Genomic DNA, 16,080 nt, shown 5'->3' with positions numbered 1-16,080 from the left:
CATACGTCTCACCCCATTTCAGCAGTTCCAGGGCCGTGTTGCGCAAAAGGGCTTTGTTGCGGTATTCCTCTGACATGGTGTATCTTCTTTAAAATTTCCTATTCTGAAGACTTTCTTTATGCCTTTTAAGCACACAGGTGATCTGCGTCACAAGTTGGGTCTATCCCCGCTAAGGGGCAGAATGCGACATGGGTTTAGCCTCCTAGCGTAGGCAAATATTCTGGACATATCGGCTCAGTGCACTGTAAAGAAATAGGTGTCCGTAACGTTACCTGTGTCCTATACCCCGTCAAGCTAAGTTTTGAACAGAGCCCCGCGACCTGTTCAAAATCGCTCGATTCTGGACAGGTCAGATCAACTGCTGGTGCATCAACTCCCGATGTCGTCCCTCCCGAAAATAAGCATTCAACTGTTTGCGTGAAAAACGCCAGGATGTGAAAGGCTCCCGGCCGTTTACTCGGTCTACGGCAAACTGCAGTTCCTCCAAGTCCAGGTCACTCAGACTTCGTTCCGTGTCACGACAGTCTAGAAGGTCTTTCGCAAAGCCAGATAAGAGGTCCAAGTCCCGCCACGCGTCATAGCCATTGGCCTCATCCCGGCGTACTAGAAACCCGCTCGCTCCTCCACAATCCTCCGGTGGGCAAGCGCCTGTTCCACCGGTGCAAATTGGATAGAACTTCTTGGGATCAGTATCCAATAGGCTTTCAACACGGACTTCGTGTCGCCAGTAACTTCCCATATCGTAGATGTAGAAAAACCGGTCATACCGGCGAAATCCGAAGTCGCACAGCGAATTATCCGGGCGCGCCATATGTAGTTCCCAAGAACCATAGTCGACGGCCCGAATATCAAACTGAAACAGATGAATGCCATCCCACCCCATCACCACCTGTAAAATCCCGTGCAACTCGTGCAGGGTGGTCGATGATAAAACAAGGATCCGGCGCCAGATCATCGGGCTGATCCCTAAAAGGCGGATTTTGAGCTGGATAATTTCCCCGAGTGAAGCCATCCTAACACCGTCGCATCAATGGCCTAAAACAGCAAATACCCCACGCTTTGTGGTGCTCTCCTAGAGGAAATAAAAGAACATCTCGATGACCCGGAAGTAGTAGCACAGCTTCAAGCCTGTCAGGCATCGGGCCAGTCCGCAAGCTTTAGTCTTTGGGATCTGATTATTCCTAAAGCCCATGCGGCGTTACCTCTCATCGCAGCTGCGTGCGGATTTGCCGGCGGGAGCATTAGCTTGGAAAGTGTAGCAGTTCTTCTTGCTGTCATTACCGGAGCAAAACTCGCTAGCGATAAAATTAATGATGCAAATGAAGATGATGATGAAGATAGAAATGAGAGTGCAAAAGGTGACAATGACCCTCCAAAAATTGAAGAGGCTAAGCAGGGCAAGCACATACCTGGACATAACAATCATACTCCGGGGAGAAGCGAGTTAGACGATCTGGATCCACAGAAGCTAATTGACAACCATGCCGGGAAAGGAGAACAAGTTGGGAAACTACCTGTTGGCGAGCCGGGTTCAAAGGAGCGCGTTGATTTTGGGAAGGTAATTGGGAAGTACGTTGACCCAATAACCGGCGATAAAGTACCTACAACGAAGGGGATTATTCACTATGGGAAAAAAGGCGTTCATATTGTACCATCTAGGCCATAGTTATGACTGATGCAGAACTGCGCATTGTTGTTTTGGTGGGACTTCAGACTGCTCTGTTGGGCCAAATATCAGAAAGGTTAAGAGCTGTTATATGTTCGTGGAACAGCAACTTACTTTCAATCACCGCAATATTTGATGGTACTCTTTCAGAGAGTGATGCTGAAGGTATGAGTGAAGTCGAGACAGAAATGATTTCACACCTTCCAGATTTGCAGGTAACATTACAAATCAAGCATTTGGATGTTCCATCACTTATTGTCCTGAAAAGAGGCGAGGTTTTCGTTTTTTTACGAAAGGAACTTGAGAGTGGCACAGTTGCATAAATCCGCTTCTGGCGTATGCATAGGCTGATATGGGACCTTGTTGGACCATGTTGCATGGGTCAGAATGGCGCTGTTGCATAAATGCGCTTCAGGCGTATATTTCGGCTGATATTTCCTTCAATGAAGATTCACTTCATGCCGTTTAAAGCCAATGCCGATCGCCGACATAAGTTTGCCAAAGCCAAATACAAAGTGACGAACTGGTCGAAGTATAATGAATGCTTGCGTCGTCGCGGTGATGTCACGGTTTGGATTGAAGAGAGCGCTGCCAAGGCTTGGTTTGCACCCGAGAACCAAAGGGGTGGACGGCCCGCCAAGTTTTCAGAGCTTGCCATTGAAACCTGTTTGCAGATCCGGGTCGTATTCGGTCTTGCTTTGAGGCAGACTCAAGGGTTTGTGAGGTCTGTGTTCCATTTGATGGAGTTGGTTTTACCGGTTCCTGACTTTTCAACCCTGTCGCGCCGCGCAGATGGCTTGAAACTTTCAAAACCCAAACCGCGAACGAACTCTGAGCCAGTAGCGCTGGTAATCGATAGTACAGGCGTTAAGATCTTTGGTGCCGGAGAATGGCAGGAAACCAAGCATGGAACCAGGATAAAGCGCAGAGCTTGGCGCAAACTTCACCTTGGCCTTGATCTGAATGCCGGCGAAATCGTATGTTCTGAAATGACTGAGGATACGGTTGCCGATCCAACCGCTGTGCCGGATCTGTTGGATCAGGTTGAGGGTCCGGTGGCAACGTTTTTAGGGGATGGCGCTTATGATGGCTTCACGACACGACAGGAAATAGCAAAGCGCTATGACGGTGTTGAGATCATCATTCCACCTCCCAAAACAGCTATCCCCGGCCCACAGGCTGCGACCGCTCCCACTGCTCGCGACCGGGATATTCTTGCCATTCAAAAGAACGGCAGGATGTCTTGGCAAAAGCAAACCGGATATGGCCGAAGGTCTCGAGGCGAAACTTTGATGGGCCGCTTTAAGCAGGTGATCGGGACCACGCTCCGGTCACGAAAGTTGAACAATCAGAGGACAGAGGCAAAACTTGGCGTCGCCGTTCTCAACACAATGACCGCCCTCGGACGCGCCACGTTCGAGAAGGTTTCTGCATGATCAGATGCATGGGATTGGGCAAGCTGCAAACTAATTTCGAATTGTGCAACAGCGCCGTAGACAGTCAGCCCCATGTCGCGCAACACGAAAAAAGTTTGCGACAGAACCACTTAGAAGCACCTTTAGCGAGTTGCACGAGAGGCTTGCTCGCAGCAGACTTACTCATACTGCTTAAGATGTCGTCATAATTTTGTTTGATAAGACCGTCTTGCACAGCTACTGAGCGCGCAACCATATTAGGGATATTTCCGATTTTCAAGTAGTTTTGAGCGACTTTAGTTGCCGCGTACCCCTGAGCACCAGTTGATGCAAATTGAGATACATAAAAGCCAGTATTAATACGATCACTAATCTCTTCTGAAACCAACTTATTTGACATCACTTACTCTCGAAATAATTTGAGGCATTACGTAAAAACACGAACAGAAGTGCTGCACTTGGCAGATAAAACATAAAACTGACCAGTATGAATGATGAAGGTAGCGAAGCGTCGCCAATCAACAAGTAAACTTTGGCAGCCCTCGCCGTGAGATGAGCTGCTGGTACGAACTCGTAAAATCGAGGCGCAATTGTATAAAAGAACAATACTGGAGAGCCCAAAAAGAAGGGAGTTATAATAAGAAATTGCTTTATTAAGCGATCTGGCCCAAAAACTTCTCTTGGAAGACCTTGAAGGCGTTTCTTTCGGATCGCATAAAACAGAAATGCAACCAACAAATTTGTAGCAAAATAAACCAGATAAAATTGCTCATACAAACCGACCGGATTATATCTAGACAGTATTTCAATCGAATAAGTTGCAGCAATTACAATTACACTAACGCAAGACATAATGTACCAGAGGTAATACTTATATCTTGCTGTATACAAATAATAGACAGCAGACCAAAACAGTAAAAAAACGCCAGCACCAATATTCTCAACACCATAATGAAAGTACAAAATCATATTGAGGGCAGCTAAGAGTAAGATTACTCCTCTTATCCCTAAGATTAATGCCATTGCTGATCTTATCATAATTTGCCTCTTCACTCGCATGACAAGTTGACGGTACTCTAACTAGTCCGAACCACCTCAAAACCAAAAGACTAAGAGCAACGTCCGAAGTAGGGTTCCCAGCGAAACTTCAAGTCAGGCCGAAATTTATGATATTTGCATACAAGAAACCACCTTTAATCCGCGTTTTATACAGACAAGGAAAGATTGCATACCAGACCTTCGCACACGTCAAACGTAAGCGTCCGCTCAGGGCGCCACGATTTTCTCTTGACGTTTCGATTTTGAGAGCGACGTCCAGTTCCAGGGGAGGAGCTCGTGCAAGCGATTGATCTTGTGATCGTTGATGCGCTCGAGGATGTCTGTGAGGTACTCTTGCGGGTTGAGGCCATTGAGCTTGGCGGTCTCAATCAGTGTCATGGCATCGGCGAGCGTTTCACCGCCTGCCATGGATCCAGCGAACATCCAGTTTTTCCTGCCCATCACCACTGGCTTGATGGCGCGCTCAGCGGCATTGTTGTCAATGGCGACCCGACCGTCCTCGAGAAACAGGGTGAAGGCGTGCCAGCGTGACAATCCATATCGGATCGCTTTGGCCAGGTTTGATTTTCCGGAGATCCGGGCAAGCTGCGTTTTGCACCAGGCTTTGAAGTGTTCTGCTATGGGCTTACTATATTTCTGCCTTACCTCTCGGCGCAGATCCGGCGGTTTACCATTAATCTGGCGTTCAACGTCGTAAAGCTTGCCAATTTCATGGAGGGCATGCTGTGCCAGTTCCGACTTGGTGGAAGTGAAAATGTCATAGAAGTCGCGCCGCCAATGTGCCCAACATGCCGCTTCTTTTATTCTGCCTGTCTCGAAAAGTTGTTTGTAGCCAGCATAGGCATCGGCCTGCAGTATGCCGGAAAACTCTTTCAGGTGTTCTGCCGGGTTTACGGCCTTGCGATCCGCTGAGAACCAGTAAGCGGCAATGGGTGGGATTTTAGAGCTAACGGTGAATCTTGGTGACGGAGTGAATTGCGGCGTATCATAGCAAGAGATTGAGGCTTGCTTTTGACTCCAGAGGAGCTGATACGCCTATGACAGATGATAGTGTTATCCCGCTGGTGCAGCCAGGGGAATTTCAAGATGCGCTCACGGAAGTTTTGCGTTCGGGTGCACAGCAACTTTTGCGAGCGGCCATTGAGAGTGAAGTCATGAGCGTGCTTTCGCTTTACTCGGACTTGAAATTACCAGATGGCCGTCAGCGGGTGGTTCGGCATGGGCATTTGCCAGAGCGACAGGTCCAGACTGGCGTTGGGCCAGTCACGGTCAGCAAACCTCGGATCCGGGATCGAGATGAGAATGCAGAAGAGAAAATTCATTACCATTCCAATTTGTTACCTAATTATCTGCGCCGTTCAACCAGTCTTGATGAATTGATCCCAGCGCTCTATTTGCGTGGGGTTTCTACCAATAATGTTCAGCAAGCTTTGAGTGCTTTGTTGGGTGTTGATGCCCCCAACCTTTCACCGGATGTCATCCGCGGCCTTGTCAAAAGCTGGCGATCTTTATGGGAAGAGTGGAAAACCAGAGACCTGTCAGCGCGCAACTACGTTTATATGTGGGCAGATGGCATCTATCTGAAAGCCCGGGGAGAACGGGAAAGTCGCTGTATTCTGGTGTTGATCGGGGCAACACCGGAAGGCAAGAAAGAGCTGATTGGCTTTGATGATGGCTACCGGGAAGATACTCAGAGCTGGCGGGAGCTACTGCTTGCTCTCAAAGCTCGCGGCTTGCAGATCGAACCGAAGTTGGCTGTCGGTGATGGTGCTCTGGGTTTCTGGGCGGCATTGCGGGAAGTCTTTGGCACAACAAAAGCTCAACGCTGCTGGGTCCACAAGACAATGAATGTCTTAAGCAAAATGCCTAAATCCTTGCAGGCCAAAGCAAAGAAAGATCTACAGGATATCTGGATGGCAGAGAACCGCGTAGATGCTGAGGCGGCTTTTGATCTTTTCATAGAGAAATTTGAGGCCAAATACCCCAAAGCCACGCAATGCCTTGCCAAGGATAGGATCGAACTGTTGGCTTTTTATGACTTTCCTGCTGAGCATTGGGGGCATATCAGAACCACCAATCCAATTGAATCAACCTTTGCGACTGTGCGCCACAGAACAAGGCAGACCAAGAACTGCCTCTCCCGGGATACTGCAATGCCAATGGTCTTCATGCTGATCAAGGCAGCGGAGAAGCGCTGGCAGAAATTGAGAGGCAAAAATCAATTGCCTAAGATAATACAGGGTGTCATCTTCAAAAATGGCATCGAGAGTGATGCAAACCAAAATCACGCCGCGTGAAACCCATCACCAACTTTTGCGGTTAGCTCCCTGCTTCGTGACCGCCCGATAAAGATACATCCAGCAGCCCTTAACCTTGATGTACGTTTCATCAACTTGCCAACTGCCATTCCAAGATGGCCGCCGCCAATGCCAACGAAGCCGCTTTTCCATCTCAGGTGCATAGTGCTGAACCCAACGATAAATCGTGGTATGGTCGACATCCACACCGCGCTCTTCAAACATTTCTTCCAAATCACGATAGCTAATCCCGTAGCGACAATACCACCGCACAGCCCACAGGATGACTTCCCCACGATAATGTCGCCATTTGAAATCACCGCTCACTGGAATACCTCTTGCTTTACCCAAACATCAGACATGAGAAGATTATTTGCAACAGGGCCGATGTAACCTCACGATTGACTTGTGCACCATTTGGGCGCACATTGCTCAATGCTAAAGAAATGGAGTTCATTATGGGTGCAGCAAAGAAGCAAGATACGAAATGGAGCACCACAAAGAAGCGTGGTGCAGCCCAATCAGGAGAATTTATCGTAACCAGAAACAGTGCTACTGGAGTTCATCAATCAGTAAGCTCAAACCCTACTGTAGTCAGAACGAAGAACGAACGTTTGAATTTGCGGGTTTCAAGCGATCTAAAATGCCGATTGAGTCACGTTGCCGATGCTATTGGAAAAAAGGCGGCTGAAGTCGCCACAGAAGCCATCGAAAACACACTGGATCAATTAGAAAAAGAATTAGGGGCCACCAAGCTCACTCTAACCCGAGCGCAAATGCAACATGCGCTGGACCTTCTTGATCAACCTATTCAACCACATCCTAGGTACAATGTATGGGCAGCACAGGCTAATAAGGCATACGATAAAACGTGATGGTGGAGCTAGTCAGACTGAACGCTGGTAATAAGAAGAGCTTTGATAGGGCAGGTTTCGATTGTGGCGAGCCTGCCCTGAATATATTTTTGCAAGAAACTGCTGCTCAAGCTGAGGCTAAGAACCTATCCCGGACGTACATCCTACCAGCTAAAAGCGCACCGGACAAAATCGTTGGATTTTACACTCTGACAATGAAAGAGTTCGACACTTCAGCGATCCCGCCCTCTTTACTCAAGCGTTTGCCACCCAAGGCCCCCGCTCTTTTGCTTGCACGCATCGCTATTGACCAAGAGTATCAGGGTAAAAAACTCAGCTTTATCCTGATTAGTGATGCTTTCCAGCGTGCACTAAACGTAATTAATGAAGTTGGTGGATTGGGTTTATTTGTTGAGGCCAAGAACGAGAGGGTGGCTGAATATTACCAGCACCTTGGAGCAATGCCTCTCAGTGATGCTCCGCTTAACAGCCTGTTTACGCCCAAGCGCATGGAAGACGCCCTGCTGGCTAGAAGCACCTCGGAAGTAAGCTGAAGACGAAACAGTCCACAAAAGGAGAATTGTTCAAGATATGTCAGATGGGCATTGCCAAGGGTTCTGTCGCAAACTTTTTTTCGTGTTGCGCGACATGGGGCTGACTGTCTACAACCCAAGGGCTCTGTAACCATGCATTAAGGATTGCTGCTGTGATCAGTTTCAAAGGAAGCCACTACCCCAAAGTCGCGATCCTGTATGCGGTTTTCTTTTACGTGCGCTACTCGGTTTCTTACCGCGACCTTGAGGAGATCATGCAAGAACGCTGGGTTGAGGTTGATCACGCCACGCTCAATCGCTGGGTTGAAAAATACGCGCCTCTCATTGCAGCAGAGGCCAAGAAGCAGAAACGTCAGGTTGGCACATCCTGGCGAATGGACGAGACCTATATCAAGGTCAAAGGCAAATGGGTGTATCAGTACCGGGCCGTTGATAAACAGGGAAAAACCGTTGATTTTATGCTCTCTGAAACACGGGATGAAGAGGCCGCGACCCGTTTCTTTGAAGAAGCTATCGGCAACAATATTTTGCCAGAAAAAGTAGTGATGGATAAAAGCGGAGCAAACAAAGCCGGGTTAACCAACATCAATATTTGCCACTTCCTGTCGGGGTGCTGGCTTTCCTTCATTGACATTCTTCAAGTCAAATACCTCAACAATGTCGTTGAACAGGATCACCGCTTTATCAAGCGCATCACCAAACCCATGATGGGATTTAAGGCCTTCCGATCTGCAGCGGCGACGCTGGATGGAATTGAGGTGGCTCACATGATCCGAAAAAGGCAAATGGGACAGGAAAGCGTTCCAGCCTTTCGTCAGTTTATGGAGCTCGCAGGATAACTGTGCCCAGACCGTAGGTGTATTCAAACCGCCTCTAAAATTTGGGACAGAACCGCTTTTGCTTTGTTCCGTGTTTGGTTTTCTGCCATTCGCCAGCGCCAAAGACCTTCAGGCCGGTGCTATCGATCACGAGGGTTGCAGGAGCGCGCGCTCCTTTTGACTTAGGAGGTGAAAGCTTTAATCCTCCAGCTCTGCGTGACAGAGTGGAACAATCAGGAACCGGCAAGGCCAGCTTCATTAAACCGAATATAGAGCGCATAAATCCTTGCGTCTGGCGCAGAGCAAGGCCGAAAACAGAACGAGCGATCAAACAGGTTTCAATGGCGAGTTCTGAAAATATGCAGGGTCGACCGCGTCGCTTGCCCGCAGGAGCAAACCAGGCCGTTGCTACGCTGGCGGCAACCCAGATGGTAATGTCACCACGGCGGCGCAAACTCTCATTATATGCCGACCAGTTGGTCACCTTGTATTTGGTTTTGCCAAATTTGTGCTTGCGATTAGCGTTGTGTTTAAACGGCATAAACTGGATCTTCACGGAAGGAAATTTCAGCGAAGATAAACCTCAATGTGGAATTACGCAACAAAGCCCTCCAGACTCACCGCACCGTGATCGACGCGATATCCGGCCTCGCCAAAGATCTGGGTGGTTCGTGCATCATAGGACACAGCCTTGCAGAACAGCTAGATGGGGCTAATGTGGCGCATGGACAGTGCGCAAGTGCGGCAAAATGGTGTTCACCACACCGAATTTCGCTTGAGCATCTTCCGTACTAACCGCTGGCGGTACAATCACATCTTGTCCTACCTGCCAATCAGCTGGGGTAGCAACGCCTTTGGCAGACATTTGTAGGCCATCCAAGGCACGCAATATTTCAGAAAAATTACGGCCAACGGACATCGGATACGTCATCATAAGTTTCACCTGCTTGTCAGGTCCAATGATAAACACTGAACGTACTGTGGCAGTGTCTGCTGGCGTCCGACCATCGGGCATCACATATTCCGCTGGCAGCATGTCAAATGCCTTTGCCATCTCTAAATCGTGATCAGCAACAATCGCAAACTCTGGCCTGGTCCCACCAACGGCTTCAATGTCACCTTTCCACTTTTTATGGTCTTCAACACCATCTACCGAGATACCCAATACCTTGGTGTTTCTAGCTTCCCATTCCTTCGCCAGTCTTGCAACCGCGCCAAATTCAGTCGTGCAAACGGGTGTAAAGTCTTTAGGGTGCGAGAAAATTATCGCCCAGCTGTCGCCAACCCAATTGTGCAGGCTGAGGTTTCCCTGATCAGTCGTCACAGTCAAATCGGGGATAGTATCGTTTATACGTAAAACCATGGTTTGGCCTTTCTAAAACGTCCACTGACGTGATGTAATTTGCTGTGCGGATATTTGAGCTTGACGGTTGCATGGCTAGTTAATGCCAGCTCATATCGCATGCACACGTTGATGCGTTCAGCCTGCCGCACGACTACACAGCCGAGTTGCGCTTACTAAAGTGGCAAACGTGGGTTTGCTTAACCAAATTTGAACAAGTTGACAGGCACCATTCGGAAAATAGTTATCAAAACATATAGATCCCTCAGCCTACAGCTCATTTGCTCACAATTTTGGATTAGCCACTGCGATTTAATGTGATTGGTAGGTGGTCTCACGTTACTTGCCAGCGCTCACTTCATACAGTTCGTCTCATATTCATTATGGCTTCCAGTGATATCACGACGGTTAGTAATTGGCTCAATAGATCGCGGCAACAAAAATAAACTGAAGGCCCTATTGCTATAAGCTATAAGGGGTCTGTTCAGGTTGAGTGTGAGATCCTACGCTAAGCGTTTAATTAGCGTTTTGGCCATCTGTACTCGCCTGTAATTAGAATGTGGGCCCACCCAAGGGGTGAGATGTGCGCTAGAAGCTCTGGTGAACAGTCCAGGCCCCTACGTTTTCGTTGTGCAACGGCCTTACCAAGCTGGTCAGTGTTCCAATAGATTATGATGGCGGCAAGCAAGTTGAGGCCAGCCATTCTGTAGTGTTGACCTTCTGTCGTACGATCACGGATTTCACCCTGACGCCCGATCCTCAGCGCATTCTTTAAGGCGTGGTGAGATTCACCTTTGTTTAACCCAATCTGAGCACGGCGCTGCATGCTTGTATCAAGCACCCATTCAATTATAAAAAGTGTCCGTTCAACCCGTCCCACTTCACGAAGGGCGATAGCCAGATCATGCTGTCTGGGATGGGCGGCGAACTTTCGCAGGAGCTTGCTGGGAGGTATGACCCCAGCCTCCATGGTAGCTGCGCTGCACAAAATGTCTGGCCAGTTGCCCTCAATTGTGCCTTCGCGGACTTTACCACCAATCAACGACCTTGTTGCAGGGATCGAGACACGGGTTTAAGCTTCAGCACTTTTCATGGTCTCATCAGGTTCTAATGCCGCATAAGCACAACGCCTCACGGCGCCACAAATTTGCGAAGCCCGGCTATCGTGTCACGAACTGGAGTGATTACAATGAGAGCCTGAGGCAGCGCGCAGATGTGAGTGTGTGGATCAGCCATGATGTTGCTCAGAGTTGGTCAGCAAGCAAAAGAATAACGCGTGGTGGCCAGCCCCAATACTCTGCTCTGGCGATTGAAGTGTGCCTGACGGCCCGAGCGGTCTTTGGTCTGGCGCTACGACGCAAGGTTTCCTGCGCTCTGTGTTCAGGCTTATGAAGCTAGATCTTCCAGTACCTGATTTTTCAAGCTTGTCTCGGAGAGCGGGAAACTTGCAGCTTTCAAACATAAAATCAAAGATTGGAAAAGAGCCCGTGCATCTGGTGGTTGACAGTACTGGTTTGAAGATCTTTGGTGCAGGTGAATGGCAGGAAACCAAGCATGGGACCAGGATAAAGCGCAGATCCTGGCGCAAATTTCACCTTGGCCTGGACTTGAACACCGGCGAAATTTTGTGCTCTGGACTCACTGAAGAGAGTGTTGGCGACCCGACGACCTTGCCAGAATTGTTGGGCCAAGTTGAAGGCCCGGGTGCCAGGTTTTTCGGCGATGGTGCCTATGATGGCGAGCAAAACCGGAAAGAATTGGCGAACCGCTTTGAGGGCGTGGAGGTCATTATTCCGCCACCCAAAACCGCAGTTCCCAGCCCTCAGGCTGAGACCGCTTCCACTGCGCGTGACAAGGATATTCTCGCCATTCAAACGAATGGCAAGATGGCATGGCAGAAGCAAACCGGGTACGGTCAACGGGCGCGAGGAGAAACCTTGATGGGCCGCTATAAGCAAGTGATCGGGGCCAGGCTCAAATCACGAGAGTTTGAAAATCAGAAGACGGAGGCAAAAGTTAGCGTCGCCGTTCTCAACACAATGACTGCCCTCGGACGCCCCGCGTTCGAGCGTGTTTCTTAAACCCAAATTTACGGGTTTGGGCAAGCCACGCGCTAATTCTGACCCATGCAACATGGTCGTGCAGAACGAGGAGAGCATGCCGACTGATCGGATTATCGATCTGAAGTACTCTGTCTCAGCACGCGAGAGCACGCAGAGAGGCTAGGGCAAACAACCCCTCCTCTCTCCTCAATGATAGTGTTTGCAGCGGGATGTTTTGCCAAGGCCGGGGTTGAAACTGTTGGTCGGGTCTACCGATTTATAGAAGTCGACCAGATCCGGTTTGGCTTTGTAGATATGGCCAACGTTGTGCTCGGCTGGGTATTCTGCGCCGCGTTGATCTAGAATCTCCAACATCTCCTGCTTGAGCGCGTCGACGTCGACACCCTTTTTGACGATGTAATCCTGATGCAAAACATGACACATGAAATGCCCATAGTAGAGACGGTGAACCAACTTCTCTTCTATGTGATCGGGAAGTTCTTCAAACCAACTGCAATCATCTCTGCGTAACGCGATATCCAGCGCAAGGATGCCTTCAACATCATCCTCATGAATGGCTTTATAACGGATTGCTGCGCCAGCTGCTGCAAACCGGTGCAAGGCTGCGATTTGCGCCTCTTCGCCATCACACGCAAAAAAGTCGCCTGTGCGTTCGTCAAAGAAGCGCTGCAAAAACTGCTCGGCTTCATCAACACCAGCATCGCTTATTTTCAAGATCAGATGATGCTTGTAGCGTTGGCGAAACATGCTCATTCGTTTTGGTAAAACACTCGGCCAGATACGAGCCAGCCCCTGCATAAACCGATCCGTCACGTTTTTTGGCAAGAAACTGATTTTGCTCAGATATGCATCAACAGCGCCTTTGATGGCGAAGAACATGGGAAGTCGATCTGTCCCAAGGTGCTTGATCATCAGCACAGTGTCTTTGCCGTAGTCCCTTGAGATATCGTAGGCCTCAAAATGCATATATTCGGCAGAAACCGGTAGATCCTCAAATTGAGTCAGGATATGCCGACGCAGATCAGTCAGCTCCCCTTCATCATTGGTGCCGATGTAGAATGTCTTTTCAGCACCTACTTTGGGGAATGTATCAAGACGCACCGCGAAGACTGCAAGCTTTCCGGCGCACCCACTGGTTTCATAGAGGCGGCGCTTGTCTGCGTTAAAGCGGGCTGGGGTCGCTGCATCCACATCGCGCACCCGACTGCTGTATTCGCTGTCAGATGCTTTGAGGATTGTGGTGCTGATATCGGCTGGTGTATATGTGCCAGCTTCCAGATTGATGAGGATCTGCTCCGGCGTATCACCCAGTTCTATTCCGAGGTGATTGACCAGCACCAACTCGCCCCTTTTATTCAGTTGGGCGAACAGGGAGAGTTCAGTGTAAGACGGGCCTCGTTCGATCAGCGAGCCACCGGAATTATTGCACACACCGCCGATGATGGAAGCGCCGATGCAGGAAGAGCCAATAACGGAGTGGGGTTGGCGGTTCAAAGGAGCCAGCAGCTTCTCCAGATCAAACAGAGATGATCCAGGGAAGCTGATGATTTGCTTGCCATCATCCAGCGGCTGGATTTGCTTCATGCGGTTTGTGTTGATCAAAACCACATCCCGCTCATACGTCCCTTTTGGCGTTGAGCCCTCCGTCAATCCGGTATTGGCGGCTTGCATGATGACGATTTTGTCCGCTGCAACGCAGGCTTCCAGAACCTTCCATTGTTCCAGCAGGATGCCGGGACGCACCACGGCAATTGCCTCACCCTCACCAGAGCGGAACCCTTTGCGGAACCGCTCTGTTTTCTTGGGATCGCTGAGAACGTTACAACGTCCGACGATAGCTTGAAAAATCTGGATGAGCGCTGCGTTTGTCATTGCTGCCTCCTAATACGCGACCGATGGGAGCCATGTGGCCAGCGCTGGCAGGTAATACACCAACAGCAGGCCGACCAACTGCAGCAGTACGAACGGAATGATGCCGCGGTAGATATCTGTCAGCTTGATTTCCGGCGGGCAAACGCCCTTGAGATAGAACAAGGCAAAACCAACAGGCGGCGTCAGGAACGAGGTTTGCAACGTCACCGCAACAAGGATCACGAACCAGATCAAGGCAGGTTCATCAATCACGCCAAAGCCATCAATGTCCAGACCAAGACCATTGATGATCGGGCGCATCAGCGGCAGAACGATCAAGGTGATCTCGATCCAATCCAATACAAAGCCAAGCAGGAACACGATGAACAGAATGAACATCACAGTTCCGTTGGCACCAAAGCCTGTTGAGGCAACCATGTCTTCAATCAGGGCATCGCCGCCCATTTCCCGCAGAACGTAGGAGAAGATCGTCGCGCCGAGGAAGATGGCAAAGATGTAAGCGGTGGTGTTGAAGGTGGATTTTAGAACGTTCACCAACTTGCGGAAAGTAAGTTTGCGATAGCCAAGTGCCAACAAGGTTGCACCGAGTGCACCGACGCCTGAGGCTTCCGTTGGTGTGGCCAACCCCGCAAAAATGGAGCCCAGAACGGCAAGGATCAGCAGTAACGTTGGCAATGCAGCCAGAGCAACGTCTTTGATCGCATTCCAATCGGGAGCTTTGGCACCTTCCGGTACTGGTGCTACGTCGCGTTTCACCAATGCGATGATGAAGATGTAGAGCAGGTACAGCATTCCAATGATGAGGCCGGGGAAGACTGCTGCCATGAACAGATCACCTACGGACAGAGCCATCTGGTCTGCCATGATGACGAGCATGATGGATGGCGGAATGAGAATGCCAAGCGTACCGGAGGCAGACACAACACCAGCGGCCAGAGATTTGGAATAATTCTGCTGCATCATGGATGGCAAAGACAGAATGCCGAGCAACACTACGGAAGCCCCAATGATGCCCGTGGACGCAGCAAGGATGATACCGATGAGTGTAACGGTGATGGCAAGGCCGCCGCGTACAGTGCCAAACAGTTTTTGCATGGCGTTCATCAGACGTTCAGCAACACCGCTCTCGTCCAGCATCAGACCCATGAAGATGAACATCGGTAGGGCGACAAGAACAGCGTTGGACATTGTCGCGTAAACACGGTTCACGGTTGCGCCAAGTGTCAGGTAGTCGAGGCCGGTGAATGTGCTTTCAAGGCCAGTCCAGACCATCAGGTCATTGTCGAATAAGTAGGCAAGGCCGCAGAAGCCAACACCCACGCCAGCAAGCACCCACGCGACCGGATATCCGGAAAACAGCAGCGCAATGAAGCTGAGGAACATGGCAATGACGAGCTTCTCTTCCGTCGTTTCAACGAGGAAAGACAGGCCGTACGCGACGAGTGCAAACGCGAGGAACGCACCAAAAATGAGGCGGAAGCCCTTGCCTTGCCGTTCTGTTTCGCTGTTGACCCAAATCGCATGCACGTCATGAATGAGGCGGGCTATTGCAGCAAGGGCAAGCAAAGTAAAGCTGATCGGGATGACAGCTTTTAGCGCCCACCGCGCCGGCAGACCGGTTGGGCTGGCGGATCGCTCGTTAACGCGGAAGCTCTCGTAAAAGTAATCGAAACCCTGATCAATCATCAGGTAGAGGAAGGGTGTGAGCAGGGCCAGAATGCCCACAATCTCAATAAACCGCTGTGTCCGCAGGCTCAACTGCATGTGCAGCAGGTCTACTCGCACATGGCTGTCTGTCACCAGCGCGTAGGAGATGCCAACCATGGTCACAAGACCGTAGAAGTGCCATTGGATCTCGTCAATTTGGGGGTAGTTCTGGTTAAACAAGTAACGCATGGCCACCTGAAAAACGATTGCCGAGATGAGAAGGAGATTGGCCCACATCACCACATGACCAACGCCCTTCACAACAGTGTCTAGAGCGACAGCAATGGGTTGTTTGTCGGTGTCTTCGTGCTCAAGAATTTCTTCAAAAAGCTCGATTGGATCTGAGGTGTCTTGAAGGTTTTTGATCATAACATCCACTCTCGCAGGTCAACGCGGCAACAAGTTCATCTGGAAGGTGGCACTGCACCTTGGG

Annotated in this window: 16 protein-coding genes and 3 pseudogenes; 9 read left to right on the top strand and 10 right to left on the bottom strand. The window is 49.9% G+C overall.

What is annotated here, in order from left to right; all coding sequences use genetic code 11:
* Positions 1–349: 349 nt before the first annotated feature.
* Complete coding sequence (locus BLS62_RS27635) at positions 350–1,012, bottom strand: plasmid pRiA4b ORF-3 family protein (RefSeq protein WP_093190092.1); 663 nt, start codon at positions 1,010–1,012, stop codon at positions 350–352.
* A gap of 234 nt (positions 1,013–1,246) precedes the next feature.
* Here BLS62_RS27635 and BLS62_RS27630 point away from each other — a divergent pair, with 234 nt between their 5' ends.
* From BLS62_RS27630 to BLS62_RS27620, 3 genes are all read left to right on the top strand, one after another.
* Positions 1,247–1,666, top strand: a complete 420-nt coding sequence (locus tag BLS62_RS27630; RefSeq protein ID WP_159436592.1) for a polymorphic toxin type 50 domain-containing protein — start codon at positions 1,247–1,249, stop codon at positions 1,664–1,666.
* Positions 1,667–1,668: 2 nt separating this feature from the next.
* The gene (locus tag BLS62_RS27625; RefSeq protein WP_093190087.1) at positions 1,669–1,989 is read left to right on the top strand and encodes a hypothetical protein; all 321 of its coding nucleotides are present in this window, start codon (positions 1,669–1,671) and stop codon (positions 1,987–1,989) included.
* Positions 1,990–2,109: 120 nt separating this feature from the next.
* Positions 2,110–3,102, top strand: a complete 993-nt coding sequence (locus tag BLS62_RS27620; protein WP_244283675.1) for an IS5 family transposase — start codon at positions 2,110–2,112, stop codon at positions 3,100–3,102.
* A 64-nt stretch (positions 3,103–3,166) separates the two neighbouring features.
* Here the strand turns inward: BLS62_RS27620 and BLS62_RS27615 are convergent, their stop codons facing one another.
* The 3 genes and pseudogenes from BLS62_RS27615 to BLS62_RS27605 all read right to left on the bottom strand — a co-directional run.
* Positions 3,167–3,481: a hypothetical protein gene (locus BLS62_RS27615; RefSeq protein WP_093190082.1), complete on the bottom strand. Its 315-nt coding sequence runs from the start codon at positions 3,479–3,481 to the stop codon at positions 3,167–3,169.
* A complete protein-coding gene (locus BLS62_RS27610; RefSeq protein WP_093190079.1) occupies positions 3,481–4,119 on the bottom strand; it encodes a hypothetical protein in 639 nt (212 codons plus the stop codon). The genes BLS62_RS27615 and BLS62_RS27610 overlap by 1 nt, the downstream gene beginning before the upstream one ends.
* A gap of 228 nt (positions 4,120–4,347) precedes the next feature.
* Positions 4,348–5,061: pseudogene (locus tag BLS62_RS27605) on the bottom strand (IS66 family transposase); the annotation flags it as partial.
* A gap of 116 nt (positions 5,062–5,177) precedes the next feature.
* Here BLS62_RS27605 and BLS62_RS27600 point away from each other — a divergent pair.
* Positions 5,178–6,437 (top strand): IS256 family transposase, encoded by a 1,260-nt coding sequence (locus tag BLS62_RS27600; RefSeq protein WP_093190074.1) that lies wholly within the window; start codon positions 5,178–5,180, stop codon positions 6,435–6,437.
* 39 nt (positions 6,438–6,476) lie between these two features.
* On the opposite strand, the pseudogene BLS62_RS27595 reads toward BLS62_RS27600, so the two are convergent.
* Positions 6,477–6,764, bottom strand: a pseudogene (locus tag BLS62_RS27595) (IS6 family transposase); the annotation flags it as partial.
* Positions 6,765–6,895: 131 nt separating this feature from the next.
* On the opposite strand from BLS62_RS27595, the gene BLS62_RS27590 reads away from it, so the two are divergent.
* The 3 genes from BLS62_RS27590 (at position 6,896) to BLS62_RS27580 (ending at position 8,684) form a co-directional block, all read left to right on the top strand.
* Positions 6,896–7,312, top strand: a complete 417-nt coding sequence (locus BLS62_RS27590; protein WP_143521507.1) for a type II toxin-antitoxin system TacA family antitoxin — start codon at positions 6,896–6,898, stop codon at positions 7,310–7,312.
* Positions 7,312–7,845, top strand: coding sequence for a GNAT family N-acetyltransferase (locus BLS62_RS27585; RefSeq protein ID WP_093177388.1), 534 nt, complete (start codon positions 7,312–7,314; stop codon positions 7,843–7,845). Before BLS62_RS27590 ends, BLS62_RS27585 begins: the two co-directional genes overlap by 1 nt.
* Positions 7,846–7,997: 152 nt before the next feature.
* Entirely contained in the window at positions 7,998–8,684 is a 687-nt protein-coding gene (locus BLS62_RS27580) for an IS6 family transposase (RefSeq protein ID WP_093190072.1), read from the top strand.
* 34 nt (positions 8,685–8,718) lie between these two features.
* Here BLS62_RS27580 and BLS62_RS27575 read toward each other — a convergent pair whose 3' ends face one another.
* The 3 genes and pseudogenes from BLS62_RS27575 to BLS62_RS27565 form a co-directional block, all read right to left on the bottom strand.
* Positions 8,719–9,204, bottom strand: a complete 486-nt coding sequence (locus tag BLS62_RS27575; protein WP_093190069.1) for a transposase — start codon at positions 9,202–9,204, stop codon at positions 8,719–8,721.
* A gap of 171 nt (positions 9,205–9,375) precedes the next feature.
* Positions 9,376–10,026, bottom strand: a complete 651-nt coding sequence (locus BLS62_RS27570) for a peroxiredoxin (protein WP_093190067.1) — start codon at positions 10,024–10,026, stop codon at positions 9,376–9,378.
* A 499-nt stretch (positions 10,027–10,525) separates the two neighbouring features.
* A pseudogene (locus tag BLS62_RS27565) lies at positions 10,526–11,053 on the bottom strand (Tn3 family transposase); the annotation flags it as partial.
* Positions 11,054–11,115: 62 nt separating this feature from the next.
* Here BLS62_RS27565 and BLS62_RS32350 point away from each other — a divergent pair.
* Both BLS62_RS32350 and BLS62_RS27560 read left to right on the top strand, forming a co-directional pair.
* On the top strand, positions 11,116–11,397 hold the full coding sequence (locus BLS62_RS32350) for a transposase (protein WP_244283674.1): 282 nt from the start codon (positions 11,116–11,118) through the stop codon (positions 11,395–11,397).
* On the top strand, positions 11,394–12,086 hold the full coding sequence (locus BLS62_RS27560) for an IS5 family transposase (protein ID WP_244283673.1): 693 nt from the start codon (positions 11,394–11,396) through the stop codon (positions 12,084–12,086). The genes BLS62_RS32350 and BLS62_RS27560 overlap by 4 nt, the downstream gene beginning before the upstream one ends.
* Before the next feature lie 168 nt (positions 12,087–12,254).
* Here BLS62_RS27560 and dld read toward each other — a convergent pair whose 3' ends face one another.
* Together dld and BLS62_RS27550 are read right to left on the bottom strand one after the other, a co-directional pair.
* Entirely contained in the window at positions 12,255–13,940 is a 1,686-nt protein-coding gene (gene dld / locus BLS62_RS27555) for a D-lactate dehydrogenase (RefSeq protein ID WP_093190064.1), read from the bottom strand.
* Between the two features lie 9 nt (positions 13,941–13,949).
* Positions 13,950–16,016 carry a TRAP transporter large permease subunit gene (locus tag BLS62_RS27550; protein WP_093190061.1) on the bottom strand — a complete coding sequence of 689 codons (2,067 nt, stop codon included), beginning with the start codon at positions 16,014–16,016 and terminating at the stop codon, positions 13,950–13,952.
* Positions 16,017–16,080: the final 64 nt, after the last annotated feature.

Origin of the sequence: Pseudovibrio sp. Tun.PSC04-5.I4, assembly GCF_900104145.1 — a bacterium.
Classification (GTDB): domain Bacteria; phylum Pseudomonadota; class Alphaproteobacteria; order Rhizobiales; family Stappiaceae; genus Pseudovibrio.
The sequence above is the reverse complement of the archived record's forward strand: the minus strand, read 5'-3'. Positions and strand labels throughout refer to the sequence as shown.